This window comes from Arthrobacter sp. V1I7 (assembly GCF_030817015.1).
GTDB lineage: Bacteria > Actinomycetota > Actinomycetes > Actinomycetales > Micrococcaceae > Arthrobacter.
The window spans coordinates 3776864-3801150 of the sequence record NZ_JAUSYS010000001.1 but is presented as its reverse complement, the minus strand read 5'-3'; the positions used below and the strand labels follow the sequence as shown (position 1 = coordinate 3801150).

Sequence of the window (24287 nt, the reverse complement as noted above, 5' to 3'; positions counted from 1 at the left end):
GGACAGCCAGCGATGACTGAGAACTACACGGCCCTGTACGAAGAGCACACGAAGCTGGGCGCCTCCTTCACGGACTTCGGCGGTTGGCAGATGCCGCTCAAGTACAGCTCCGAACTGGCCGAGCACCACGCCGTCCGCAAGTCCGCGGGCCTTTTCGATCTCTCCCACATGGGCGAAGTCTGGGTCACCGGCCCGGACGCCGCCGCCTTCCTGGATTACGCCCTCGTCGGCAAGATCTCCGCCATGGCGGTCGGCAAGGCCAAGTACTCGCTGATCAGCAACGAGGACGGCGGCATCATCGATGACCTCATCACCTATCGCCGCCCGGCAGGCGCTGACGGCGCCGACAGGTTCCTCGTGGTCCCCAACGCCGGCAACGCCAAGGTCGTGGCCGCGGCCCTGGCCGAAAGGGCCGGTTCCGGCAAAGAGGGGGGCTTCGACGTCACCGTCGAGGACGCCTCCGCCGAGACCTCGCTGATCGCCGTGCAGGGTCCCAGGGCCGAGGAGATCCTGCTCCGTCTGGTCCCGGCCGCGCAGCACGAGCTCGTCACCGGCCTGAAATACTACGCCGCCGTGGAGGTCCCGTTTCTGTCCGGCGGCACCAGCCAGGAGCTCCTGCTGGCCCGCACCGGCTACACCGGTGAGGACGGCTTCGAGATCTTCGTCGCGAACGACGCCGCCGCGGCCCTGTGGCAGGCGCTCATCGCCGTCGCCGAGGAGGGCGAGCTGACGCCGGCCGGGCTCGCCTGCCGCGACTCGCTCCGCCTCGAGGCGGGCATGCCGCTGTACGGCAACGAACTTTCCCTCGAAGGCGACCCGTTCGCCGCCGGGCTGGGACCCGTCGTCGCATTGTCCAAGGAAGGCGACTTTGTCGGCAAGGCCTCCCTGGCCGCCAAGAAGGAAGCCGGCGCCGGAGCCACCACGGGCCGCAAGCTGGTGGGCCTCAATGGCCTCGGCCGCCGCGCCGGCCGCGGCCACTACCCGGTCCTCAAGGACGGCAACGTTGTCGGCGAAGTCACCTCCGGCCAGCCCAGCCCGAGCCTGGGCTACCCCATCGCCATGGCCTACGTCGACGTCGCGTTCACCGAGCCCGGCACCGCCCTGGACGTCGACCTGCGCGGCAAGGCAGAGCCGTTCGAAGTCGTGGCACTGCCGTTCTACAAGCGCGCAAAGTAGCCAACCCCCACCAGACGCTCTCTCACTTCCTGCAGGGTTTGAGCCAACGCTCTCTCACATCTTGCAGGGTTTGAGCCAGCGCTCTCTCACTTTCACAAACCAAATTAAGGACACATATGAGCAAGGTTGTTGCTGAACTGAAGTACTCCGCAGAGCACGAGTGGGTTGCTGCGGACGGATCCGGCCCTGTCGGGATCGGCATTTCGGCCGTGGCCGCCGATGCCCTGGGTGACATTGTGTACGTGGACCTGCCCGAGGTGGGCTCGGCGGTGACCGCGGGGGAGACCTGCGGCGAGGTGGAGTCCACCAAGTCCGTCTCGGACCTGTATGCCCCGGTGACCGGCGAGGTCGTGGAGATCAATCCCGCCGTCGTGAGCGACCCCGCGCTGATCAACAGCGACCCGTACGGTGCCGGCTGGCTGTTCAAGGTCGCTGTGACCGAAGAAGGTCCGCTGATGTCCGCTGAAGAGTACGCAGCAACCAACGGCGGCGAACTGTGAGCGCCCCGGCAAAGCACTCGCGACGGCATCGTTTGAGTAGGTCATGTCCCCGTCCCTGACGCGGACCTGTCCGCGCTGGACCCGGAGATCGCCGCGGAGATCGACGATGAGCTGACCCGCCAGCGGGACGGCCTGGAGATGATCGCCTCGGAGAACCGCACGGCCGCTGCCGTGATGCAGGCGCAGGGCTCCATGCTGAACCTCTCCTAGGGTCCGCAGTGCAGAAGTAGTAGAACGGAAGTAGCAGCACAGAAGTAGCAGTAGAGAAGTGTCAGTTCAGATCACGATGCCCGGGCCGCCGCCATAAGCTGCCGCCCGGCGCCGTGCATGCGGCCGTGTTGCCGCCGACCGGCGGTCCCACAGCTTTCCGGCAGGACCATCTGCCGGGCCACAGTTAGACCTAGTTAGGAACCGACAATGGCTGTTGGAGTCTTTGACCTTTTTTCCATCGGGATAGGACCGTCCAGTTCGCACACCGTGGGTCCCATGCGGGCCGCAGCGGTGTTCGCCGAAGAGCTCAAGGCATCCGGGGTCCTTGACCGGGTGGCGTCGCTGCGGGTGGACCTCTACGGCTCCCTCGCCGCCACCGGGCACGGCCACGGCACCATGACCGCGATCCTGCTGGGCCTGGAGGGCTTCCACCCGGAGCTGATCCTGCCCGAGGACGTGGAGGAACGGCTGGCCGTGATCGCCGAAACCGGATTGCTGCAGCTGGCCGGATCCGTTCCGTTGCCCTACGGGGTGAAGGACATGGTGCTGCGCCCGCTGACCATCCTGCCGCGGCACACCAACGGCATGACGTTCACGGTGTCCGGCGTCGACGGCGAAGTCCTGCACAGTGCCACCTTCTTTTCGGTCGGCGGTGGTTTCATCGTGAGTGAGGGCGAGGAGGACGCCGCGCTCGAGGAGCTCGACGAGTCCAAGAAAGAGCTTCCGCTGCCGTTCCGCACCGCTGCGGAGCTGCTGGAACACTGCCGCATCACCTCCCTGAGCATCAGTGAGGTGATGCGGATCAATGAAGAAGACAGCCGCTCGGAGGAGGAGATCCGCGAGGGCCTGCTGCACATCTACTCCGTGATGGAGGGCTGTGTCCAGGTCAGCCTCGGACGCGTTGGCCTGCTGCCCGGCGGGCTGAAGGTCCGCCGTCGGGCTCCCGACTGGCATGACCGCCTGCTGAAGGAGGACAAGGACCGGGACCCGAAGTACTGGCAGGAATGGGTCAACCTGATCGCCCTCGCCGTCAACGAGGAAAACGCTTCCGGCGGCCGGGTGGTCACCGCGCCCACGAACGGCGCGGCCGGCATCATCCCGGCGGTGCTCTACTACGCCCTGCACTTCGCCCCGGGCATGGACAAGGCCACGCAGCAGGACCGCGACGACGTCGTGGTCAAGTTCCTGCTCACCGCCGCCGCCGTCGGGGTGCTCTATAAGGAGCAGGCCTCGATTTCCGGGGCGGAGGTGGGCTGCCAGGGCGAGGTGGGCTCGGCGTCGTCGATGGCCGCCGCCGGCCTGGCCGAGGTGATGGGCGGGACGCCGGCGCAGGTGGAGAACGCCGCGGAGATCGCGATGGAACACAACCTGGGGCTGACGTGCGACCCCATCGGCGGGCTCGTCCAGATCCCCTGCATCGAACGCAACGCGATCGCCGCCGCGAAGGCGATCAACGCCGCCAAGATGGCGCTCTGGGGTGACGGGTCGCACCGGGTGTCGCTGGACGAGGTCATCGTGACCATGCGTGAGACCGGCAAGGACATGAGCTCCAAATACAAGGAAACGGCCATGGGCGGCCTCGCCGTGAACGTGGTGGAGTGCTGAGGCCTTAGTTGTGGAGCGCTGCCCACAGGTTCAGTGACGAGGCGAACACGATCCACGACAGGTACGGCAGCATCAGCAGCCCTGCCGTACGGCTGATCGGACCGGAGTATCCAGCCCGCCCAGGCCTGGCCACGGGGGCGGAGGCGGCCAGGGACACCAGCAGCCCGAGCAGCAGGGAACCCGTAAAGTGCTGCCCTGCGAGCCCTGCAAGGGTGCCGCCGACAGTGGCGCGGGCGGTTGGTCGTGTGCCGGCATGATCCCAGCGCAACCCCTCCATTCAGCGTCCGTTCAGGCTGCGTTCCGGGCAGGAGCACAGGGGCGGGCAGATAGACTTGAGCGTGCATGTCCGCATGCCGCCGAAGCTCGTACCGCAATGATTGGATACCGCACCCTTGCGTGAATTCACTGCCCGCTTTGCCTCCGCCGAAGAGATCGCCAACTGGGATGCCCACGTCACCGCGAACCCCAATGGCGGCAATCTCCTCCAATCGGAGGCCTTTGCAGAGGTCAAGCAGCATTTCGGCTGGAAGCCCCTGCACCTCGTCTATGAGACGGCTGACTACACCAGCTACAACCTCGTGCTGGAGAAGTCCTTCCCACTCCTGGGCAAACTCTGGTACCTGATCAAGGGCCCGGACGTTGCCTCGGTCGAGGACATCCCCGGCATCGCCGCCGCCAACGCCGACTTCGTCAAACGCGCCAGGCTGGGCGTCTTCGCGATCAAGATCGAGCCGGACATCGTGCTGTTTGACAAAGCGAGGACAGTCATCGAAGGGGCAGGACTCGTCAAGACCCACAACCTGCAGCCCAACGATTCGACGGCCCTGCTGGATATCTCCCCGGAGGAGAATCAGCTCCTGCGCAACCTTCATTCACGCGGGCGGAACGCCGTCCGTCGGGCCATCCGGGAAGGCGTTGAAGTCCACAACGTGAAGCCCACCGAGGAGAACTTCCGGGCCATGTATGCGCTCATGACCACGACGGTGGAAGCCAAATCGCAGGTCCGGGTCCGCGAATTCGAGTACTACCGCCAATTCTGGACCAACTTCCTCAACCGGGGCCAGGGCCGCCTGCTGTTCGTCTATGAGAACGGCGTTCCGTCCGTGGGCGCCTTCGTCATCAACTACGGCCGCAAAGCGACCTACAAGGATGGCGGTTCATTGCAGAAGCGCAGCCAGTACGGCGATTCCCACCTCGTCCAGTGGACCGCCATCAACCAGCTTAAAGAGCTGGGTTGCACCGAATACGATTTCTGCGGCACGCCCCCGAGCGACCAGCTCAAGGACACGTCCAACCCGTTCCACGGGCTGGGCCTGTTCAAGACCAGTTTCAGCAAGACCGTCACAGATTTCGTCGGTTGCTACGACCAGGTGCTGAGCCCGCTGAAGTACAAGGCGTGGATGGCCGCCGGGGAGCGGCTGGCCCGCCAGATCCACACACGCCGCACGGGCCAGCAGTTTTACTGAACCGGCTGCAACCGAAACTTAGGAGGCCGGACATGACCAAAGAATCCGACGGCCGACGCAGGCCGCACACGGACGGACTGCCCCGGACCGAGCCGATGTCGCCCATGCAGGTGCGCCAGAACGTCGCCGCGAAGCGCATGTTGCGCAGGCTGGTGCAGGGCGAGAATCCGCCGACAGCGCCCATGAGCATCGTGGACCGGCTTGCCGGCAGCCCCTACGCCAATCCGATGATCCAGGTCGGCGGCGTTGACACCTCGGCGCGCAAGACCATCGACTTCGCACTGCATCTGGCAGAGTCCATGTTCCGGTACGGTGCCGGAGCCCTCGAAGTGGAAACCAGCATCATCGCCATCACCGCGGCCTTGGGCCTCAAGAACATCGAGGTGGACATCACCAACCAGTCGGTGGCCATCAATTACGCCCCGAAGGACCAGACGCCCATCTCCCTGCTGCGCGTGGTGCGGTCCTGGACCAACAATTACGCTGGCCTGGCGAAGGTGCACCAACTGGTCACGGACATCGTCGTTGGCGGCGTCGGACGCGAGGAGGCCGTGCGCCGGCTCGAGGAGATCACCCGCAGCCCCAAGCCGTTCCCCCGCTGGATGGTCACGGTAGCGTTCGGCGTATTCTCCGCCGTCTTCGTCGGTGTCCTCGGCGGCGGGCCCGGCGCCTCGGCGGTCGCCTTCCTGTCCAACCTGCTGGTCAGCCTGCTGGCCCGGCAGCTGGGGCGCTGGCGCACGCCGGACTTCTTCATCACGGCGTCGTGTTCCTTCCTGGTCACCTTCATCGCCCTGCTCCTGTGGCGGTTCGGCGGCCCGCTAGGGATCCAGATCGCCCCCGAGATCGTGGTGGTGGGCGGAATCCTGCTGCTGCTGCCGACCGGTCGGCTCGTCTCCTCGGTGCAGGATGCGATCAACGGATTCCCGGTCACGGCGGCCGGCCGTTTCCTCTCCACCATGCTGACCTTCGGCGCGCTCGTTGCCGGCATTGCGGTCGGCTTCGTGGTGGGCGACATGACCGGGATGGAGCCGATCGACGTCACCAAAACATTCCCGCCCGCGTATCCCTGGTGGGCGGTGGGCATCATGATCGCCGTCGCCGTCGTCGCGATTGGCATCACCGAGCAGACCAGCTGGCAGCTGCTGCTGCCCACGGCGACCATCGGCGTCGTTGGCTACCTCGTCCTGCTCGGCGGCGAGGCCCTCGGGGTCGGGCCGCGGTTCTCGCCGGCGCTCGCCGCGGTTGTGATCGGCCTGTTGGCCCGCGTGGTCGCCCTCCGGATGGGCGCACCGCAGCTGGTGGTGGCCGTTCCGGCCGCGCTGATCCTGCTGCCCGGACTCACTATATTCCGGTCGATGTATGTGTTGACGATCGAGGAATCCGAGATCCTGATGGGCGCCGGCGGGATGCTCAACGCCGGGGCCATCGTGCTGGGCGTTGCGGCCGGCATCGTGCTCGGTGACACCCTCGCCCGGCCCCTGACGAAGAGCCTGGCCAGCAACGAACGACGCCGGGCACGGCGCCGCTAGCACCGGCCCGGCTCATCGGGGCCGGCCGGGCACGGCGTCGCTAGCACCGGCCCGGCTGGCTGGGTTTGGCCGGTTGGATCTTGCTGTTAGATCTGCCCTACGGGCAGTTTCTTCTCCGCCTGGAAGTCGTCTTCCACCCGGCCCATAGCCCAGTAACCGGAGAGCGAAACCTGTCCGCGGTCAAGTCCATGCTGGGCATAGAAGACGTCCCGCAGACTCTTCATGTAGCCACGCTCGCCGTGGGCGAAGACCTGGACCCGGCCTTCGGGCCATTCAGAGTCGCGCACGGCGTTGATCAATACCTCGCTGGCGCCGGCAGCGACGCCTGCACGGAAGAGCCATCGCAGGTCGATGCCGGCGGGTGCGGCGATCGCCTGGACGTCCGCCTCGCTGTCCACCTCCAGGAACGCGAGGCCGCGGGCGTGCTGCGGCAGGGCCTCGATCACGGCGCCAATCGCCGGCAGGGCGGATTCGTCGCCGGCGAAGAGGTACCAGTCCGCGGCCGGGTCGGGGTTGTGGCCGCCGCCGGGGCCGGTGAAGACGATGCTGTCACCGGGCTGCGCGGAAGCCGCCCAGGGGCCGGCGAGGCCTTCATCGCCGTGGATGACGAAGTCGATCGCGAGCTCGCCGGCCGCCTCATCGACCCAGCGGACCGTGTAGGTGCGGGTGTGCGGCCACTGTTCGCGCGGCATGGTCTCGCGGATGGTCCAGAGGTCCAGCGGTTCCGAGTACTCGATCCCGGGCTGCGGGAACGCAATCTTGACGTAGCGGTCTACGAAGTCGTTGTTGACGTACCCGTCCAAGCCCGGACCGCCTGCGACGATGCGGACCATGTGCGGAGAGAGCTGTTCGCGGCGCAGCACCGTGAGGTTGACTTGTGGTCGCGATTTTCGGCTGGCCGAGGTGGTGGCGGGAAGTGTGGTCATGGGCCAAGCCTAGCCAACTACGCTGTTAATTCTCCGTGCCGGGAACCCGGGTTACGGACACGGGGGCAGCTCCCAGTCCACAGTGCCGTTTCCCTGGGCCTGCAGCAGGGCATTGGCCCGGCTGAAGGGACGGGAGCCGAAGAAACCCCGTGCGGCCGACAGCGGACTGGGGTGCGCGCTGGCGATCACCGGCGTCGGACCCAGCAACGGGCGGACGGATTCGGCATCCTTGCCCCAAAGTATCGCCACGAGGGGCGCGGGTCCGCCGGCTGCAGCGCTGCGGTTCGCCACGGCACTGATGGCGGCCGCCGTAATCGCCTCCCAGCCCTTGTTGCGGTGCGATCCTGCCGCCCCTGCCCGGACACTGAGCACCCTGTTCAGCAGCAGGACGCCCTGCTCCGCCCAGCGGCCGAGGTCCCCATGGATCCGCGGCGGGAGCCCCAGATCGGCGTCGAGTTCCCGGTAGATGTTGGCGAGACTGCGCGGGACGGGACGGGTGCCGCCATCGACCGCGAAGGACAATCCGACAGCATGGCCCGGCGTCGGATAGGGGTCCTGGCCCACAACGAGGACACGGACGCCGGCCAGTGGCTGCCGGAAGGCCCGCAGCACGTTCGACGGCCGGGGCAGCACCTCGTGCCCGCCGGCGGCCTCCGCCTCGAGGAATCCCAGCACGTCCCGCAGCTGACCCTCCACGGGGGTCAGCGCCTCCGCCCAGTCGGGAGCCACGAGCTCCGCCAGCGGCAGCCGTGCCAGCTGCGCAAAGCCCAAAATGTCAGCCGGCGCCGGTTCCAGCTCGAACAGCGGCGCTGCAACAGCGTTGCGGGTACGGGGCCGGCCGGTACGGGAGGAGTCGGCGCGGGAGGAGTCGGAGGCAGGCACCGCTCCATTCTCGCAGGGTCCCAAATGACAAGGGTGTTATTCGCCCGTAACATGGGATTGTCCTTCAGTCGGATCCAGTCAGGGAGTGTGTCGTGTCCGAAGCAGCGCAAGAGCACTTTTCGACGCCGGAATCGTTTACCGTGCATACCCGCAGCGAGTCGCCGCTGGGCAGCCGCGATCAGCAGATGCTGTCCCTCGAACGGCAGTGGTGGAAGTACGCCGGGGCCAAGGAACAGGCCATCCGGGAACTCTTCGACCTCTCCGCGACGCATTACTACCAGATCCTCAATGCGCTGATCGATACCGAGGATGCGCTGGCCCACGATCCCATGCTGGTGAAGAGATTGCGTAGACTACGTACGTCACGCGCAACGTGCCCGCACTGCTCGCCGCTTGGGCTCAGACGCGTAAAGCACCGGCCGGACGCGCGGACATTTCCGCGCCGATAAGGCCCTGGCAACTCGTAAGAAATCAGCAAGGACGTCGTTTTTACCATGACCAAATATGCGCGGGATGAATTTGACCAGGTCCCGGAGACCCCCACCCGGCAGGGTGTCCACCGGGCAGCGGCCGAATCCCGACGCCGCAGCCTGGCCCCCGTCCTGGCCGTCGGCGCCGCGGCGCTGGTCATCGGCCTGGTGGCTTTCCTGTTCCTGCCGAAGCTTGGCTTCAACTCGGCCGGCAACTCCTCGGCCGTGACCGCGGAACAGTCCGCCAGCCCGACCGCTTCACCGGCGCCCAGCGCCGGCAGCCCCGCCGCCGCAAGTGAGTCACCGTCGGCCACGGCAACGCCGTCAGACGCGCCGTCGCCCACGGCCACGCCGGAGGACGCCGCCGTCGTGGACAAGACGCAGCCCGTCGCAATCTATAACGCCACCGGGACGCCCGGACTGGCGGGACGGGTCGGCGATACCGTCGCTTCCGACGGCTGGATCCTGGGCCCGCGGGGCAACTGGGGCGGCGCGCGGCAGACGAGCTCGGTGATCTTCTACAACGGGGCGCAGCAGAGGTCCAACGCCGAGGCCCTGGCCTCCCTGCTCGGCATCCAGTCCCTTGTCGACTCCGCCCAGTTCAACATGCCGCTTGTCGTCGTCCTCGGGCCCGGCTTCCAGTAGCCCCGGGGTCCGGCTTCCAGCAGCCCTGTTCGGTTACGCCTGAATAACTATTAGGCACCGGCGCGGCCTGCACCCTGCGCACCGGCGCACCGCCGCGGGTACAGTGTTTTGCGGACTTCGTTTTCGCATTCCGCGGCGCACATCGAGGTGCGGCGACCGCCAGCTAGCTGAAAGTGTGGGCACCATGGCCTTGGGAACCGTCAAGTGGTTCAACGCCGAAAAGGGCTACGGCTTCATCACCGTGGACAACTCCGGCGATGACGTCTTCGTGCACTGGTCAGCCATCGTGGGCGAGGGCTACCGTGCCCTCGATGAGGGCCAGCGCGTGGAACTGGAAGTGGGCGAGGGCGAGAAGGGCCCCCAGGCCGAAAGCGTCCGGCCGGCCTAGTGGCAGTCCCTGCGGCAGCGCACGCCAGGCGTGATCCTGCCGGACCCAAACCCGTCCGACGCCGGACTGCCGCCCTGCGGCTGGGCCGCTCCGCCGCGGGGGGCGCCGCAGCGCTGCTGGCGCTGACCGGCTGCCTGGCACCCGCGGGCGGCGACCGGGTGCAGAGCGCTGAGGCCAGCGGCGACGGCACGCTCAGGGTAGGCCTGCTCCTGGACAACACCGGCAGGCAAGGCTTCCTCAACACCGCCCAGCTGGCGGCGGCACAACTTGCCGTTCGCGAAATCAACGCCGCCGGCGGACATGAAGGCAAACCGGTCGAGCTGCTACCCGAGACCATCAGCGAAGACACCGCCGCCCAGGCCAAGGAGCTCGCGGCCGCCAAGGCGGACGTCGTCATCGGTCCGACCGACTCCAGCCGCGCCCCCGCCGCCATCGATGTGTTGTCCAACGCCAAGGTCGCACTGATTTCCCCTGCCAACGCGGCCAGCGGACTGAGCACCTACAACAGCGGCGGGTACTATTTCCGGACCTCCACAGCCGACGTCGCCCAGGCCGCCGTCCTCGTCAAGCTCGCCAAGGACGGCGGCGCCAAGACCCTTGCCATCGTGTACGAGGAAGGCGGCTACGGCAAAGGCGTCTCTGCCGCCGTCGGCGCCGCGGCCAAAGACGCCGGACTGGGGCCGGTGGCCGTCGCGGAATTCAGGCCAGGTCATGCGCAACAGGCGGCCGCCGCCGCCAAGGCGGCAGCCCCGGACGCCGTCGTGCTCGTCGCCCGGGACGGTGCGCAAGGCGCCATCGCGGAGCTGAACAACGCCGGTCTGGGGGGACGAAAGCTCATCCTCAGCGACGGCGCAGTCAACGAGTACGGCTCCGGTCTCGGGTCAGGAGCCCTCGACGGGGCACGCGGCATCCTGCCCGGTGTTTTTCCCTCGGCCCATTTCCAGGGCGAGCTGGTGTCCGTTGATCCAGGCCTGAAAGACATGACCTTTGCCGCAGAAACATACGACGCGGTCAACCTGGCCGTTATCGCGGCGGCAGCGGCAAACGACGACGCAGGCACCTCCATCGCGGCCCGGCTGATCGCCGTCTCCGGAGGCGCGGTGCAGCCCGCCGGCGGGGCACAGCCCGCCGGCGAAACGGCGGTCTGCACGTCCTACCAGGCCTGTATCGACGTCCTGCGCGCGGGCAAGCGCCCCGACTACGACGGCCAATCCGGAGTAATCAACTTCGATTCCAATGGCGATGTCACCTCAGCGAACTACATGGTGTTCGACTATGGCTCGGATAACCACGCCACCTTGAGCGGAAGCGAAACGGCCAGCAGCAGCGGCGGTTGATCGCCCGTAGCGAATTGTGCCGCAACAGAAGGCGGGCAGGGAGCCGAAACGGCCCCCAGCGGGACGTGCACTGCTTGCACTCTCCCCGGGGGAGTGCTAATTATTGACTTAGCACTCCCGCGTATCGACTGCTAAAACGACGCCCGGTTCCACCGGTAACGAAGTGCGGCAGACGGACTGGGAGCGAAAGAAATACCTGGCTGGGTGAGATCCCGGACCTGGCGGCGTACAGAGGCTGCCGGGTGTTGGATCGTCCGTCGCGGGCACCGCAGCGAGGTTCATTCTTAACGACTGTCCCGAAAGGACTACTGCCGTTATGGCCAAGATCATTGCATTTGATGAAGAGGCACGCCGCGGTCTTGAGCGGGGCCTGAACATCCTCGCCGACGCCGTCAAGGTCACCCTCGGCCCGCGTGGACGCAACGTCGTCCTCGAAAAGAAGTGGGGCGCCCCCACGATCACCAACGATGGTGTTTCCATCGCCAAGGAGATCGAGCTGGACGACCCTTACGAGAAGATCGGCGCCGAGCTGGTCAAGGAAGTTGCCAAGAAGACGGACGACGTCGCCGGCGACGGAACCACCACCGCAACCGTGCTGGCACAGGCCCTGGTCAAGGAAGGCCTGCGCAACGTCGCGGCCGGAGCTGACCCCCTGTCCCTCAAGCGCGGCATCGAGAAGGCTGTCGAAGCCGTCACGCGCGAACTCCTGGCTTCAGCCAAGGAAATCGAAACCAAGGAAGAGATTGCCGCCACCGCGTCCATCTCCGCCGGCGACGACGAGATTGGCGCCCTGATTGCCGAAGCCCTGGACAAGGTCGGCAAGGAAGGCGTCATCACGGTCGAGGAGTCGAACACCTTCGGCCTGGAACTTGAGCTCACCGAAGGCATGCGCTTCGACAAGGGCTACATCTCCGCTTACTTCGTCACCGACGCAGAGCGCCAGGAAACGGTCCTTGAGGATCCGTACATCCTGATCGTCAACTCCAAGATCTCCAGCGTCAAGGAACTGGTTGCTGTCCTCGAAAAGGTCATGCAGTCTTCCAAGCCGCTGCTGATCATTGCCGAAGACATCGAGGGCGAGGCCCTGGCCACCCTGATCGTGAACAAGATCCGTGGCACGTTCAAGTCCGTTGCCGTCAAGGCTCCGGGCTTCGGCGACCGCCGCAAGGCGCAGCTCGCGGACATCGCCATCCTCACCGGTGGCCAGGTCATCTCCGAGGAAGTCGGCCTCAAGCTCGAGACCGCCGGCCTCGAACTCCTGGGCCACGCCCGGAAGGTTGTTGTCACCAAGGACGAGACCACCATCGTCGAGGGTGCAGGCGACGCCGACCAGATCGCCGGCCGCGTTTCCCAGATCCGCTCCGAGATCGAGAACTCCGATTCCGACTACGACCGCGAGAAGCTGCAGGAACGCCTGGCCAAGCTGGCCGGCGGCGTTGCAGTCATCAAGGCCGGAGCCGCCACCGAAGTGGAGCTCAAGGAACGCAAGCACCGCATTGAGGACGCAGTCCGCAACGCCAAGGCTGCTGTTGAAGAGGGCATCGTCGCCGGCGGTGGCGTTGCCCTGATCCAGGCCGGCGCCAAGGCATTCGCCAACCTGCAGCTCGACGGCGACGAAGCAACCGGTGCGAACATCGTCCGCGTTGCCATCGACGCCCCGCTGAAGCAGATCGCCTTCAACGCCGGCCTCGAGCCGGGCGTTGTGGTCGACAAGGTACGCGGCCTGCCTGCAGGCCACGGCCTGAACGCAGCAACCGGCGAGTACGTCGACCTGCTGGCTGCCGGCATCAACGACCCGGTCAAGGTCACCCGCTCTGCCCTGCAGAACGCGGCTTCCATTGCCGGCCTGTTCCTCACCACCGAGGCCGTTGTGGCCGACAAGCCGGAGAAGAACGCTCCGGCCATGGGCGGCGGCGACGACATGGGCGGTATGGGCGGCATGGGCGGTTTCTAACCACCCGGCTCTCCCTTCGCTGAACACATCAGCGCTGAACGCATAGTTCAACGGCGGCGGTTCCACCTCAGGGTGGGACCGCCGCCGGCGTTAACCCGCCGCTCTGCCCGGCATTGCCCCCGGTCCCGGCCGGCGGGTGGCAGGGCGGCCTGGGCGGGCCCAGGTCCTTCCGGCCCAGGTCCTGGCGGGGGCCGGGTGGCCGGGCGAGCCCAGGTCCTGGCGGGGTGGGTCCTGGCGGGGCGGGGAGGCATGCGTGGGTGCGGAGCGGGAGGTCTGGCAGGATAGTGCAGTGACGATTACAGCAGCGGCCGACGGTTCGGCTTTAGGAAATCCCGGCCCGGCCGGATGGGCCTGGTACGTGAACGATGACTGCTGGCGGGCCGGGGGATGGCCGCATGGCACCAACAATCAGGGTGAGCTGATGGCCGTCCTGGACCTTTTCCGGTCCACGGCGCACCTCCCGGGCGAGGATCTGCACATCCTCTGTGACAGCCAGTACGTCATCAACTCCGTCACGAAGTGGATGCCGGGCTGGAAGCGGAAGGGCTGGCGCAAGTCGGACGGCAAGCCCGTTCTGAACGTGGAACTGCTCAAGGAGATCGACCAGGAACTGCGTGGCCGCAAGTACACGTTCGAGTGGGTCCGCGGCCATGCCGGGCACGACCTGAACGAGGCTGCCGATGAGCGCGCCAGAGCCGCGGCCACTGCCTACCAGCAGGGCGTCGCGGTGCGGCAGGGCCCCGGCTTCGGCACGACGGCGGAGAGCCCCAGCGAGGTTCCGCACCCCGCAGCAGCACGCGCGCCCATAACTGCGCCGCCAACGCTTCCGGCAGTGTCGCCGCGGCCAAGCCAGCAGGAGCTCTTCGGCCAGGCCGGAGGATTCGAGGAGCCGGATCTCTTCAGCGAGCTCGAGGAGGAGTCCACGCCTGCCCCGGGCACGGACGCCAGCCCGGAGGCCATCGTCGAAGCGCTGGAACGCGAGCTCCTCCGGCCGGAAACCCGGGCAGACCTCGGACGCACGGGCGTGCTGCTGCATCCGGACTTCACCGAGATCGGGAGCTCGGGCCGGATCTGGACCCGGGATGCCGTGATGATGGAGCTGGAGGAGAGCCCTGCGGGCCCCATCGAGCTGGAGCTGCTGGGCGCCGACCGCCTGAGTGAAAGCACTGTCCTGCTGACCTACCGCAGCTACGCCCGCTCCCGGACGACCCTGCGCAGCTCCCTATGGGTCCGTGACGGCGCCCAATGGCGGCTCCGCTTCCATCAGGGCACCCCGGAGACCTGGGGTCCGGCACGGGGCCTTCCGGGGCCTGGGTCCGGTACGGGTCCTTCCGAGGTTTGAGGTCCGTCATCAGGGCCTTCAGCAGGCCTGAGGTCCGCACGGGGCCGGCCTGGCGCGCTGCTATCCGAAGCGCTGGGTGTTGTTCAACTCCGTCTGGTCATAGCTGGCCGCCGCCGCGGTGAGCGCCAGATTGATGGAGGCCAGGGACGCTTCGACCCTGCCCTGGGTCAGGGTCCACTCGGCGACGAGGGCCTGGAAGTTGCTCGCCGCCGCGCCGCGCCAGCTGGCCTGCAGCTCGTCGAGGCCCAGCTTCATGGCCTGAACGTCGGAGCTGATCCGCTCGACCGTTGCCTTTACATTTGCTGACTTCAGCTGGAGCAGTTCAGTGTCGACGGAGATGATGCTCATGGATTAGCCTCCCGGAGTCTGGGAGCAGCCCCGGTCCGTCGTCGCGCAGGCGACGCCGGAGGGGGCTGGCTCGTCCGGGCTTTCCGGACACCACCAGACTAGGCAGGGAAGGCTGGCGCTGACTGCGGCCGGCTTGGCTATGTGGACAACCGCAGGCCGGCCCGGGCGGGCGGGACACCGGCAGCCCAAGCGACAGCGTGCCACCAAAGAAATCTAGGCGGCGGCTGCGTCTCCGGGGCCTGCGCTTGCCCTGCCGCCGTGTGCCCTGCCGCCGTCCGCTGAGGCCTCCTCCGCTGAGGCCTCCTCGGTCAAGGCCTCGTCCAGGTACGGAAGGCTCACGACCAGGGTGGCGCCGCCGCCGTCGGTCTTCTTGACCTGGACCGTGCCGGCATGGGAACCGACGATGGCCGCAACGATCGCGAGCCCCAGCCCGCTGCCGCCGGTTTCCCGCGTCCGTGAGGTGTCCGCGCGGTAGAAGCGCTCAAAGATCCGTGCGGCTTCCTCCTCGGGGACGCCCGGACCATGGTCGCGGACCTCCATCACCGAGTGCCGCGTCCCGTCCTCGGAGGTCCGGACACCGACGGCGAGTTCGATGGGCGTGCCCTCCGGTGTGTAGCGCAAGGCATTGCCGACAAGGTTGCCGATCACCTGCCGCAGTTTTGCCTCGTCGCCCAGCACGGGGGCGGCGGTGGCAGGACCGCCGTCGAGACCGGTGAGGGAAATGGTGCGGTTGCGGTCGCTGGCCTGGGTGTCCACTACGGCGTCGTGCGCGAGCAGCAACAGGTCCACAGGCTTCCGGGCAAGCGGGCGCTGCTCGTCGATCCGGGCCAGCAGCAGCAGGTCCTCGACCATGGTTCCCATCCGCTTGGCTTCACTTTCGATCCGCCCCATCGCCGTGGCGACGTCCTCCGGGGTGGACAGGGCGCCGTGCCGGTACAGTTCGGAGAACCCGCGGATGGTCACGAGCGGGGTCCGCAGTTCATGGGAGGCATCGGCGGCGAAGCGGCGCATCCGCTCCTCGGACGCCATCCGGGCGGCGAAGGCCGATTCAATGTGCGCCAGCATGGCGTTGAGGGAACTGCCCAGCCTGCCGACTTCGGTGTTAGGGTTTTCGATTTCCACGCGTCTCGAGAGGTCCCCGGCGGCGATGGCCGCCGCGGTTTTCTCCACCCGGGCCAACGGCCTGAAGGACCGGGAGATGCTCCAGGTGGCGATCAGGAAGGCCAGCACCAGGGTCAGCAGTCCGACGCCGACCACCACCAGGACGGCGTGTTCCATCACGGAGTCCACCGGTGCGAGGGGAAGCCCGATCACCACCACCGAGGTGCGCCCGTTCGAATCCACCACGCTGAGGGCCACCACCCGCCAGTTGTGCCCGTCCGTTCCGCGGACCTGGTAGGGCGCCTGCTGGCGGACCCGGGCCTCGGCGGCGGAGATGTTGCTGATGTCGGGGCGTGATTCCTTGTCGCCGCCGAACGGATAGGCGGGCAGCCCGGGGCTGAAGAGCATCAGCGAATAGTCGGTGGGGATGTTGGGGTTTTGTTCCTGCAGCTGGCTGAAGGACTTCTGCTGGCGCACGGAGTCGACGGCGGCTTTGAGCTTGTCGTCCACCTGCCCCTGCAGGTAGCTGTGCAGCAGCGTCAGGGTGCCGGCGCCGGTGGCGGTGAGTGCCACCAGCATCAGCGCCGTCATGATGGCGACGAGCTGGGACCTTAGTGGGGCCGACTTCCAACGCCGCAGCAAGGTCAGCGCTTCTCTGCCGTCCGCAGCACGTAGCCGACGCCGCGCTTGGTCTGGATCAGCGCCGGGGCATCCGGATCGATGTCCACCTTGCGGCGCAGGTAGGAGATGTAGGACTCGACGATCGAGGCATCCCCGTTGAAGTCGTATTCCCAGACATGATCCAGGATCTGGGCCTTGGACAGGACCCGGTTCGGGTTGAGCATGAGGTAGCGCAGGAGTTTGAACTCGGTCGGGGAGAGCTCGATCACGGTGCCGCCGCGACGTACCTCGTGGGCGTCGTCGTCGAGCGCCAGATCGTCCACCCGGATCACCGCGTCATCGTCCTGCAGCGGCTGGGTGCGGCGCAGCACGGCGCGGATGCGCGCCACGACTTCGTCGAGGCTGAAGGGCTTCGTGACGTAATCGTCGCCGCCGACCGTCAGCCCCATCACCTTGTCCTCCGTGTCGTCTTTCGCGGTCAGGAACAGCACGGGGAAATGCTTGCCCGCGGCACGCAACCGGCGCGTGACGGTGAAGCCGTCCATGTCCGGCAGCATGACATCCAGCACGGCCAGGTCGGGGGAGTGCAGCTCGGCCGCGGCCAGCGCGTCCCGCCCGTTAGCCGCCGAGACTACCTCGAAGCCGGCGAAGCGGAGGGAGGTGGAGAGCAGCTCGCGGATGTTCGGTTCATCATCGACGACGAGGAGCTTGGCTTCGGGACCGGTCTTTTTCATAATTCCCATGATGCTCCCAGACTCTGGGAGTTTTCTGAATGGCGGATGTGCGTTTTCTGGGCGAGCTAGCCTGCGGCGCCCACGTCCTTGGCGTCCATGATCCGGTACGCGTAGCCCTGCTCGGCGAGGAAGCGCTGGCGCTTGGCGGCGAAATCCTGGTCCAGGGTGTCGCGGGCCACGAGCGAGTAAAAGCGGGCGGCGCGGCCGTCCTTCTTCGGCCGCAGCAGCCGCCCGAGCCGCTGGGCTTCCTCCTGGCGGGAGCCGAAGGACCCGGAGACCTGGATTGCCACCGAGGCCTCGGGCAGGTCGATCGAGAAATTGGCAACCTTGGACACCACCAGGGTCTGGACCTCGCCGGCTCTGAAAGCGTTGAAGAGCTTCTGGCGCTCCTTCACGGAGGTCTCGCCCTTGATCACAGGCGCCTTCAGGCGCTCGCCGATCTCGTCCAGCTGGTCGATGTACTGCCCGATCACGAGGAGCTGCTCACCGGCGTGCTCGGCGACGAGCTGCTCCACCACGAGGGTTTTGGACTCCGAGGTGGAGCACAGCCGGTACTTGTCCGCATCCTCGGCCATGGCGTAGGCGACGCGCTCGTCACGCGGCAAGTCGATCCGGACCTCCACGCAGTCCGCCGGTGCAATGTACCCCTGCGCCTCGATGTCCTTCCACGGCGCGTCATAGCGCTTGGGCCCGATCAGGCTGAAGACCTCGCCCTCACGCCCGTCCTCGCGGACCAGGGTGGCGGTGAGGCCCAGCCGGCGGCGCGCCTGCAGGTCGGCCGTCATCCGGAAAATCGGGGCGGGCAGCAGATGGACCTCGTCGTAGATAATGAGTCCCCAGTCATTGCCGTCCACGAGCTCCAGATGGGGATACAACCCGCCCCGCTTCGTGGTCAAGACCTGGTACGTGGCGATTGTGACCGGACGGACCTCCTTGACGGAGCCCGAATATTCGCCGATCTCTTCTTCGGTCAACGAGGTCCGCTTGAGCAGCTCATCCTTCCACTGACGCGCGGACACCGTGTTGGTCACCAGGATCAGGGTAGTGGTGGAGCTCGTGGCCATCGCCGCGGCGCCTACCAGCGTCTTGCCGGCTCCGCAGGGGAGCACGACGACGCCGCTGCCGCCGGCCCAGAAGTTTTCCATCGCCAGCTGCTGGTAGGGGCGGAGCTTCCAGCCGGACTCGTCCAGCATGATCGGATGGGGCGTCCCGTCGACGTAGCCCGCCAGGTCCTCGGCGGGCCAACCGAGCTTGAGCAGCAGCTGCTTGAGCTGCCCGCGCTGGGAGGAATGCACTACCACGGTCTCACCGTCGATCCGCGGACCCAGCAAGGGAGCGATCTTCCTGGCGCGGCTGACCTCCTCCAACACCGGATAGTCGGAGGTGCGCATCACCAGGCCGTGCTGCGGATCCTTTTCGAGCCGCAGCCGGCCGTAACGGGACATGGTCTCTTCCACGTCGATCAGCAGCGAGTGCGGCACCGGGAACCGGGAGTATTTCAGCAGCGTGTCCAGAACCTTTTCGGCGTCGAGACCGGCGGCCCGGGCATTCCAGAGGCCCAGCGGCGTCAGCCGGTAACTGTGCACGTGCTCCGGGGCGCGCTCCAGCTCGGCAAAGGCGGCGATGGCGTGGCGCGCTTCGGTGGCCAGTTCGTGGTCGACTTCGAGCAGGATGGTCTTGTCACTCTGGACGATCAGGGGTCCGTCATTCACTGGAGCAATTCCTCAGCGGCTTCTACATCAATAATCCGGTGGATGGACAGGACGCGTTCGGTTTCCTTTTCCGGATCGAAGACCCGCACCCGTCCACCGTTCACAGCTACCGGAACAACCGTTTCGCGGACGGCATTCCCCATGCTGTCCACGACGTTCATCACCACCCGCTGTTTGAGCCTGATCGCCTTGAGCAATGTCTCCAGCCCCAGCTGGTGTGGCCTCTTCGCTGCCCTGCGCGGGGTGCCCGCCCGGACCGTCGGCTGCCGGGCGCCCGCCGCGCAGCACCGCCAGCTGCGCGTCGACGTCGGCTTCCGGCGGGGCGGTCCGCGGCGCGGTGTACACCGGCCGCGCGCTGCCGGGCACGGCGGTGCTGCTGCGGCGCAGCCGGACGAGCGCGGACTCGTCCTCGACGGCCGGTGACAGGCCCAGGTTCCGGAGCAGCTGGGCGGTTTCCCGTGGCGGGGCGGAGGAGATGAGTACGGTGGGGGCGATGCGGGCCAGGCCCAGCCCGGACGCCGCGGAGGCGTGGAGCAGTTCCAGCAGCGCAGTTTCGTCGTCGCTCTGGATGAAGCTGGCCGCGGCGCCGACGCGGAGCCTGGCATGCCGGGCAGCGGTGTCTTCGATCAGGTAGCTGAGCGGCTGCGGGATGGCAGTGGCGGAGTGCTGGCGCAGGAAGTCCAACAGGGTCTGGGCGTCCTGTCCGGCGTCGAGCGCCCGGCGGACCGACGAGACGGAGAACCGGTAGATGGTGGCCGGTCCCTGGCCCTCGGCATCGGCCATGGTCAGGAGCTTCTCGCTCAGTTCCGGGGCGAGGTAGCCCGGGGCCACAGCGGTCAGGTCCGCCTGCAGCAGGACATGGTTCAGCGCGGCGGGCAGGTGTTCGCCCAGGGTCCCGAGTGCCTCGTCGGGCTGCCCGGCTGCGATCGCGGCGCCGATCTGACTTAGGGCGCCGGAGCCGATAAGCCCCAGCATTTCGGCTTCCGCCAGGACACCACGGATCAGCGAGCTGAAGCGCCGGGCCATCCGGGGCTGTGACCAGTCTGCCCGTTCCAGCACGGCGGCGGCGTCGAGCACGGGTGCCTGCCCGTCCAGTGCCGAGGCTTCCCGGGTGAGTTCATTGAGGATTTCCAGGATCCGTTTGCGGACCACGGGGGCGTCCGGCCGCTGCGCCTCTGCCGAGAGCGCGTTGATGGTGGTGCCTGCCGGTCCCCGGTGCGCGGACGGCCCGGGGCCTCCGCCGTTGACGGGCTGGCCCACAAGAGACGGGGCACGCTCGCTCGCGAGCCAGGCGTTGACCAGCCAGAGCCACTGCTCCTGGCGCGGCAGCGTGAGCCACTCCAGTTGCGGGGGCTGGACCCAGGCGGAACTGTCGACGTCGAGGCGCAGCAGGCCGGCGAGGGCGCAGAGCTCGGCGAGGACGCCGGCCTCGTGCAGTTCGATCCGCAGCGAATCGGCCAGCCGCTTCATCTCGCGCACCCCGACGCCGCCGCTGCGCAGCGTGAGCAGCGGCTGTTCACGGACGAGGTGGAGCAGCTCGCCGACGAGCCGCAGGGTTTCGGCGATCGCACCCAGGGCGGCGTTGCGCCGAAGTGCAGCACTCGTGGAACCCAGCCGGGGTACCGGGGGAGTCAACGCGAAGTTCTCAATGACGAAGCCACCGCGCAGCGAGACGCCGACGCTGTGGGGTAGCTCGACATGCGCGGCGTCCAGCGGCACCAGCAGGCCGCGGGCCAGCAGCCAGTCCACCGGACCGAGGTCGGAGCTTTCGTGGATCACGGAAGCGCGGCGCTGCGCTTGGGGGACGGCCCCCATGGCCCAGTTCCCGAACCGGGCGAGCAGCGCGGTGGTGCGTTCCGGGGCGTCGGCGAGGATTTCCTGGAGCGACGCGGGCGAGGCCGTCCAGTGCTGCAGCGACAGGGCTGCCTCCATCGGCGTCGTGGCGGGGGCGACGGCCGCGCCGCTGCGGTGCAGTTCCCCTACGAGCTGGACCACGCGTTGCGCAAACGCAGGCTGCAGCCGGACCAGCTCGGTGTAGCTGCGTCCCAGACCGGCGGGGTAGATGCCGATGACGTCCTTGAGGCTGCCCACCGGAAGGTAGTACCGCTGCCGCGCGGGTGCCGGAGCGATCCCATGCGGTGGCTCGGCCCGGTGCACCAGCGCCAGTTCCTGCAAGGAGTGCAGCAAGCGGTCGATCGAGGTCAGCGAAGCGCCGTTGATCAGCTTCTTCAGCATCGCTGATGAGGCGCTGTGTCCGGTGTCCGTGTTGGTGCACAGGTGCAGCGTTTCCAGCACCTGCATTTCGGGGCGGTTGAGCCGCTCCAAGGCACGTTGCACGCTTACCCGGCCGCTCGCACGGGCGGCGAGGGCTGCGAAGTCCGGAACGCCGGGCGAGATGAGGTCCGGCCGCGCGGAGAACAAGGCCCGCAGCGAGTCGTCGCTGCGTGCCTCCAGTTCCTTGCTGAGCGCGCGAATAAGGGACATCAGTCCAACGTTACCTTTCACCCGGCTCTCGCGTCCGGCGGCGGGCCGCAACGCCGTCGACCACCAGCACCAGCATCAGCAGGAAGGCAAAGGGCAACCCGTAGAGCGCCGTGGAGGTGATCCAGGCCGGGGCAACCAGATTGCCGAACGCCAAGGCCATCACTGCTCCTACCGCCAGCAGTGACAAAACGGCGACCGCTGCCGCAATGATCTGCAGGGGCCGCCGGAAGCGCAATGGTGTCATGTGGCCAACGCTAACAGTCCCGCTTCCTCCGTGCCTCACACTGTCATAGTGGGCGTGGCAGGATAACCTTGAAGGAACAGACCAACACGGTCCGGGCAGTCATCCCTTGAACCCGCATCTCAATGCGGATGCGGTGGCCGTCGGCCGTGTCACCAGCGGAACGAAGAAGGTTGATTACGTGCCTACCGGCAAGGTCAAGTGGTATGACAAGGAAAAGGGCTTCGGATTCCTCGCTGCGGAGGACGGCCAGGAGGTCTTCCTGCCTAAATCGGCACTGCCCGAGGGTGTAACGGAACTCAAGGCCGGGACCCGGGTGGAGTTCGGCGTGGCAGACGGCCGCAAGGGTGCACAGGCACTGGGCCTGCGGGTGCTGGACAAAACGCCGTCCATCGCCAAGGCCAAGCGCCCCAGCGCCAAGGACCTCGCCCCGCTGGTCCAGGACCTGGTCACGGTACTGGACAACCTCTCCGGCACGCTCTCCGCGGGCAAGTACCCGGAAGGCAACAAGGCCAAGGCGATCGCGGCCGCCCTCCGTAAAGTCGCCGACGAGCTGGACGCGTAAGGCTCCTGATGTCAGTGGAACGTGAGCAGAACGCACAGAATGCCCCCGGCGCAGCCGGATCAAGCACAGCCGGATCCAAAGCACCGGGATCCAAAGCACCGGGATCCGCGTCCAAGCCGCGCACCGGCGTTCCGGTCTGGCGCACGGGCAAGCCCGACGCCGTCCTCGCCGCCGCCGTCGACGTCGCCCGCGCCGCAGTGGAAGGCATTGCCCCTGCCGAGCAGATCGGCCGGCACCTGGGCGCCCGCACCGAGGGCGACCGCCTGGTCACGCACCTCTTTGAATCGAAGCTGGCCGGCTACGGTGGCTGGCAGTGGTACGCCGTGCTGACGCGCAATTCACGGTCCAAGGTGGTCACGGTCGACGAGCTGGGCCTGCTGCCCTCCGAAGGTTCGATCCTGGCGCCCGAGTGGGTCCCCTGGGCCGAGCGGGTCCGCCCGGAAGACGCCCAGGACGAGGAATCCGCTGAGCCTTCGGCCGCGGCCGCGGCTGCGGAGCCGCACGCCAGCGCCCCGGACGACGACGAGGCCGCTGTTGTCGACGACGCCGCAGTCGTCGGCGATGCCGCCGACGAGTATGACGACGACGAAGAGTACGACGACGACGAGGGTAATACCGACCGCGATGCCGAGCCGGTGCGGCCGGCCGAAGAGGCTGACTAGGGGTTGGAACGCTTCGGGAGAACGCGGGGTGAGGGCCGGGCATGACGTCCACCTTCAAGTCCCTGCACATCCTGAACTACCGGATCTGGTTCATCGGGGCACTGATCTCCAACATCGGGACCTGGATGCAGCGCACGGCGCAGGACTGGCTGGTCTTTGACCATCTCACCGAGCACGACGCCGGAGCCATGGGCCTCACGATGGCGCTGCAGCTGGGCCCGCAACTCTTCCTTGCGCCCGTAGCCGGGCTGGTGGCCGACCGCTTCAACCGCAGACAGCTGCTGGTGCTCACACAGTCCGCCATGGCCCTGCTGAGCGCGGGCCTCGGGATCCTCGTGCTCTCCGGCACCGCGCAGCTCATGCACGTCTATGGCTTTGCCCTGCTGCTCGGCGTGGTGTCCGCCCTGGACGCACCCGTGCGCCAGACCTTCGTCTCCGAGCTGGTCCGGGACGACTACCTGCCCAATGCGGTGGCGCTCAACAGTGCCTCCTTCAACGTGGCCAGGATGATCGGACCCGCTGTGGCCGGCATCCTGACGGTCGCCGTCGGCCCGGGCTGGGTCTTCCTGATCAACACCGCCACGTTCGTGGCGCTGCTGCTGAGCCTGTGGAGGATTCCCGCCGCCTCGCTGCGCCAGCTGCCGCGGGCCGCAGCGGGCAAGGGCCGCATCCGTGAGGGCCTGCGCTATGTCCGCTTCCGCCCCGACATCGTCGTGGTGCTGGTCGCGGTCTTCATCGTGGGGACCCTGGGGCTGAACTTCGTGCTGTTCATCGCGGCGATGGTCGGCACCGAGTTCGGCCTCGATGCCAGCGCCTTCGGGCTGATGAATTCGATCATGGCGATCGGCTCGGTTGCCGGCGCGCTGCTCTCGGCCGGACGGGGCAAGCCCAGGCTGCGGATCATTTTCGGGGCAGCCGGCGCGTTCGGCGTGGCCTCCGGCATCGCCGCGCTCGCCCCCGACTATTTCTGGTTCGGGGTGGCGCTGGTGCCGGTGGGGCTCTTCGCGATCACCATGATGACGAGCGCCAACGGCTACGTCCAGACGACGACGGACCCCGTTATGCGGGGGCGGGTGATGGCACTTTACATGGCGATCTTCATGGGTGGCACGCCGATCGGCGCCCCGCTGGTGGGCTGGGTGGCGAACGTCGCCGGTCCCCGCTGGTCGATGGGCGTCGCGGCAGCAGCCGGCGTCCTCGCCGCCGTGATCGGCCTGGTCTGGATCGTCCGCGCCCGCCAGCTGAGGATCCGGTTCGACCGCCGGGCCCCGGCGATGCACCATTTCCGCCTCGAATCCGGCGCTCCGCGCGCCCGTACCGACGCGGACGGCGTCGGCCGGGAGTCAAACCCGGACGACGCCGTCGAACGCTGAAGCGCTGAGTTGGAAC

Annotated in this window: 21 protein-coding genes and 3 pseudogenes; 15 read left to right on the top strand and 9 right to left on the bottom strand. The window is 67.4% G+C overall.

What is annotated here, in order from left to right; translation table 11 throughout:
• The first annotated feature begins 12 nt into the window (after window positions 1-12).
• The 4 genes and pseudogenes from gcvT (at window position 13) to QFZ69_RS17405 (ending at window position 3491) form a co-directional block, all read left to right on the top strand.
• The gene (gene gcvT, locus QFZ69_RS17420) at window positions 13-1176 is read left to right on the top strand and encodes a glycine cleavage system aminomethyltransferase GcvT (protein ID WP_307000307.1); all 1164 of its coding nucleotides are present in this window, start codon (window positions 13-15) and stop codon (window positions 1174-1176) included.
• A 116-nt stretch (window positions 1177-1292) separates the two neighbouring features.
• Window positions 1293-1676: a glycine cleavage system protein GcvH gene (gene gcvH / locus QFZ69_RS17415; RefSeq protein WP_306913125.1), complete on the top strand. Its 384-nt coding sequence runs from the start codon at window positions 1293-1295 to the stop codon at window positions 1674-1676.
• A gap of 66 nt (window positions 1677-1742) precedes the next feature.
• Window positions 1743-1874, top strand: a pseudogene (locus tag QFZ69_RS17410) (serine hydroxymethyltransferase); the annotation flags it as partial.
• A gap of 219 nt (window positions 1875-2093) precedes the next feature.
• Window positions 2094-3491, top strand: coding sequence for an L-serine ammonia-lyase (locus QFZ69_RS17405; RefSeq protein WP_306913124.1), 1398 nt, complete (start codon window positions 2094-2096; stop codon window positions 3489-3491).
• Window positions 3492-3495: 4 nt separating this feature from the next.
• Here the strand turns inward: QFZ69_RS17405 and QFZ69_RS23395 are convergent, their stop codons facing one another.
• Window positions 3496-3768: a tryptophan-rich sensory protein gene (locus tag QFZ69_RS23395; RefSeq protein ID WP_373461719.1), complete on the bottom strand. Its 273-nt coding sequence runs from the start codon at window positions 3766-3768 to the stop codon at window positions 3496-3498.
• Between the two features lie 115 nt (window positions 3769-3883).
• Here QFZ69_RS23395 and QFZ69_RS17395 point away from each other — a divergent pair, with 115 nt between their 5' ends.
• Together QFZ69_RS17395 and QFZ69_RS17390 are read left to right on the top strand one after the other, a co-directional pair.
• On the top strand, window positions 3884-4957 hold the full coding sequence (locus QFZ69_RS17395) for a peptidoglycan bridge formation glycyltransferase FemA/FemB family protein (protein ID WP_306913121.1): 1074 nt from the start codon (window positions 3884-3886) through the stop codon (window positions 4955-4957).
• Between the two features lie 32 nt (window positions 4958-4989).
• A complete protein-coding gene (locus QFZ69_RS17390; RefSeq protein WP_306913119.1) occupies window positions 4990-6486 on the top strand; it encodes a threonine/serine exporter ThrE family protein in 1497 nt (498 codons plus the stop codon).
• 86 nt (window positions 6487-6572) lie between these two features.
• Here QFZ69_RS17390 and QFZ69_RS17385 read toward each other — a convergent pair whose 3' ends face one another.
• Together QFZ69_RS17385 and QFZ69_RS17380 are read right to left on the bottom strand one after the other, a co-directional pair.
• Window positions 6573-7412 carry a siderophore-interacting protein gene (locus QFZ69_RS17385; protein WP_306913117.1) on the bottom strand — a complete coding sequence of 280 codons (840 nt, stop codon included), beginning with the start codon at window positions 7410-7412 and terminating at the stop codon, window positions 6573-6575.
• Window positions 7413-7463: 51 nt separating this feature from the next.
• Window positions 7464-8216 (bottom strand): uracil-DNA glycosylase, encoded by a 753-nt coding sequence (locus QFZ69_RS17380; RefSeq protein ID WP_373461911.1) that lies wholly within the window; start codon window positions 8214-8216, stop codon window positions 7464-7466.
• Window positions 8217-8386: 170 nt separating this feature from the next.
• Between QFZ69_RS17380 and QFZ69_RS17375 the strand changes: the two are divergent.
• From QFZ69_RS17375 to QFZ69_RS17350, 6 genes and pseudogenes are all read left to right on the top strand, one after another.
• A pseudogene (locus QFZ69_RS17375) lies at window positions 8387-8705 on the top strand (DUF3263 domain-containing protein).
• 83 nt (window positions 8706-8788) lie between these two features.
• Complete coding sequence (locus tag QFZ69_RS17370) at window positions 8789-9409, top strand: LytR C-terminal domain-containing protein (protein ID WP_306913115.1); 621 nt, start codon at window positions 8789-8791, stop codon at window positions 9407-9409.
• Window positions 9410-9593: 184 nt separating this feature from the next.
• Window positions 9594-9797 (top strand): cold-shock protein, encoded by a 204-nt coding sequence (locus QFZ69_RS17365; protein WP_306913114.1) that lies wholly within the window; start codon window positions 9594-9596, stop codon window positions 9795-9797.
• A gap of 74 nt (window positions 9798-9871) precedes the next feature.
• Window positions 9872-11134 (top strand): ABC transporter substrate-binding protein, encoded by a 1263-nt coding sequence (locus QFZ69_RS17360; protein WP_373461910.1) that lies wholly within the window; start codon window positions 9872-9874, stop codon window positions 11132-11134.
• Window positions 11135-11450: 316 nt separating this feature from the next.
• Window positions 11451-13088, top strand: a complete 1638-nt coding sequence (groL, locus tag QFZ69_RS17355; protein ID WP_306913112.1) for a chaperonin GroEL — start codon at window positions 11451-11453, stop codon at window positions 13086-13088.
• A gap of 289 nt (window positions 13089-13377) precedes the next feature.
• Complete coding sequence (locus QFZ69_RS17350; RefSeq protein WP_307000304.1) at window positions 13378-14430, top strand: ribonuclease HI family protein; 1053 nt, start codon at window positions 13378-13380, stop codon at window positions 14428-14430.
• A 60-nt stretch (window positions 14431-14490) separates the two neighbouring features.
• Here the strand turns inward: QFZ69_RS17350 and QFZ69_RS17345 are convergent, their stop codons facing one another.
• From QFZ69_RS17345 to QFZ69_RS17320, 6 genes and pseudogenes are all read right to left on the bottom strand, one after another.
• Complete coding sequence (locus tag QFZ69_RS17345; RefSeq protein WP_306913110.1) at window positions 14491-14778, bottom strand: WXG100 family type VII secretion target; 288 nt, start codon at window positions 14776-14778, stop codon at window positions 14491-14493.
• Between the two features lie 213 nt (window positions 14779-14991).
• Window positions 14992-16521: a cell wall metabolism sensor histidine kinase WalK gene (locus QFZ69_RS17340; protein ID WP_306913108.1), complete on the bottom strand. Its 1530-nt coding sequence runs from the start codon at window positions 16519-16521 to the stop codon at window positions 14992-14994.
• A gap of 2 nt (window positions 16522-16523) precedes the next feature.
• Window positions 16524-17234: a response regulator transcription factor gene (locus QFZ69_RS17335; RefSeq protein WP_306919487.1), complete on the bottom strand. Its 711-nt coding sequence runs from the start codon at window positions 17232-17234 to the stop codon at window positions 16524-16526.
• A 65-nt stretch (window positions 17235-17299) separates the two neighbouring features.
• Window positions 17300-18946, bottom strand: coding sequence for a DNA repair helicase XPB (locus QFZ69_RS17330; RefSeq protein WP_306913106.1), 1647 nt, complete (start codon window positions 18944-18946; stop codon window positions 17300-17302).
• Window positions 18943-21430: pseudogene (locus QFZ69_RS17325) on the bottom strand (helicase-associated domain-containing protein). The gene QFZ69_RS17330 and the pseudogene QFZ69_RS17325 overlap by 4 nt, the downstream one beginning before the upstream one ends.
• 10 nt (window positions 21431-21440) lie before the next feature.
• Window positions 21441-21674, bottom strand: a complete 234-nt coding sequence (locus QFZ69_RS17320; RefSeq protein ID WP_306913103.1) for a hypothetical protein — start codon at window positions 21672-21674, stop codon at window positions 21441-21443.
• Between the two features lie 178 nt (window positions 21675-21852).
• On the opposite strand from QFZ69_RS17320, the gene QFZ69_RS17315 reads away from it, so the two are divergent.
• Genes QFZ69_RS17315 through QFZ69_RS17305 form a run of 3 tightly spaced genes read left to right on the top strand, consistent with a single transcriptional unit; the run spans window position 21853 to window position 24271 of the window.
• A complete protein-coding gene (locus tag QFZ69_RS17315) occupies window positions 21853-22236 on the top strand; it encodes a cold-shock protein (RefSeq protein ID WP_306919486.1) in 384 nt (127 codons plus the stop codon).
• A gap of 8 nt (window positions 22237-22244) precedes the next feature.
• Window positions 22245-22898, top strand: a complete 654-nt coding sequence (locus QFZ69_RS17310) for a DUF3027 domain-containing protein (RefSeq protein ID WP_306913101.1) — start codon at window positions 22245-22247, stop codon at window positions 22896-22898.
• A gap of 41 nt (window positions 22899-22939) precedes the next feature.
• Entirely contained in the window at window positions 22940-24271 is a 1332-nt protein-coding gene (locus QFZ69_RS17305) for an MFS transporter (RefSeq protein ID WP_306913099.1), read from the top strand.
• Window positions 24272-24287 lie beyond the last annotated feature (16 nt).

What these genes read in the sequence shown, in the direction of transcription:
- gcvT (WP_307000307.1), top strand. Translation starts at nt 13, where the DNA reads ATGACTGAGAACTACACGGCCCTGTACGAAGAGCACACGAAGCTGGGC.
- gcvH (WP_306913125.1), top strand. Translation starts at nt 1,293, where the DNA reads ATGAGCAAGGTTGTTGCTGAACTGAAGTACTCCGCAGAGCACGAGTGG.
- QFZ69_RS17405 (WP_306913124.1), top strand. Translation starts at nt 2,094, where the DNA reads ATGGCTGTTGGAGTCTTTGACCTTTTTTCCATCGGGATAGGACCGTCC.
- QFZ69_RS23395 (WP_373461719.1), bottom strand. Translation starts at nt 3,768, where the DNA reads ATGGAGGGGTTGCGCTGGGATCATGCCGGCACACGACCAACCGCCCGC.
- QFZ69_RS17390 (WP_306913119.1), top strand. Translation starts at nt 4,990, where the DNA reads ATGACCAAAGAATCCGACGGCCGACGCAGGCCGCACACGGACGGACTG.
- QFZ69_RS17385 (WP_306913117.1), bottom strand. Translation starts at nt 7,412, where the DNA reads ATGACCACACTTCCCGCCACCACCTCGGCCAGCCGAAAATCGCGACCA.
- QFZ69_RS17370 (WP_306913115.1), top strand. Translation starts at nt 8,789, where the DNA reads ATGACCAAATATGCGCGGGATGAATTTGACCAGGTCCCGGAGACCCCC.
- QFZ69_RS17365 (WP_306913114.1), top strand. Translation starts at nt 9,594, where the DNA reads ATGGCCTTGGGAACCGTCAAGTGGTTCAACGCCGAAAAGGGCTACGGC.
- groL (WP_306913112.1), top strand. Translation starts at nt 11,451, where the DNA reads ATGGCCAAGATCATTGCATTTGATGAAGAGGCACGCCGCGGTCTTGAG.
- QFZ69_RS17345 (WP_306913110.1), bottom strand. Translation starts at nt 14,778, where the DNA reads ATGAGCATCATCTCCGTCGACACTGAACTGCTCCAGCTGAAGTCAGCA.
- QFZ69_RS17335 (WP_306919487.1), bottom strand. Translation starts at nt 17,234, where the DNA reads ATGAAAAAGACCGGTCCCGAAGCCAAGCTCCTCGTCGTCGATGATGAA.
- QFZ69_RS17320 (WP_306913103.1), bottom strand. Translation starts at nt 21,674, where the DNA reads ATGACACCATTGCGCTTCCGGCGGCCCCTGCAGATCATTGCGGCAGCG.
- QFZ69_RS17310 (WP_306913101.1), top strand. Translation starts at nt 22,245, where the DNA reads ATGTCAGTGGAACGTGAGCAGAACGCACAGAATGCCCCCGGCGCAGCC.
- QFZ69_RS17305 (WP_306913099.1), top strand. Translation starts at nt 22,940, where the DNA reads ATGACGTCCACCTTCAAGTCCCTGCACATCCTGAACTACCGGATCTGG.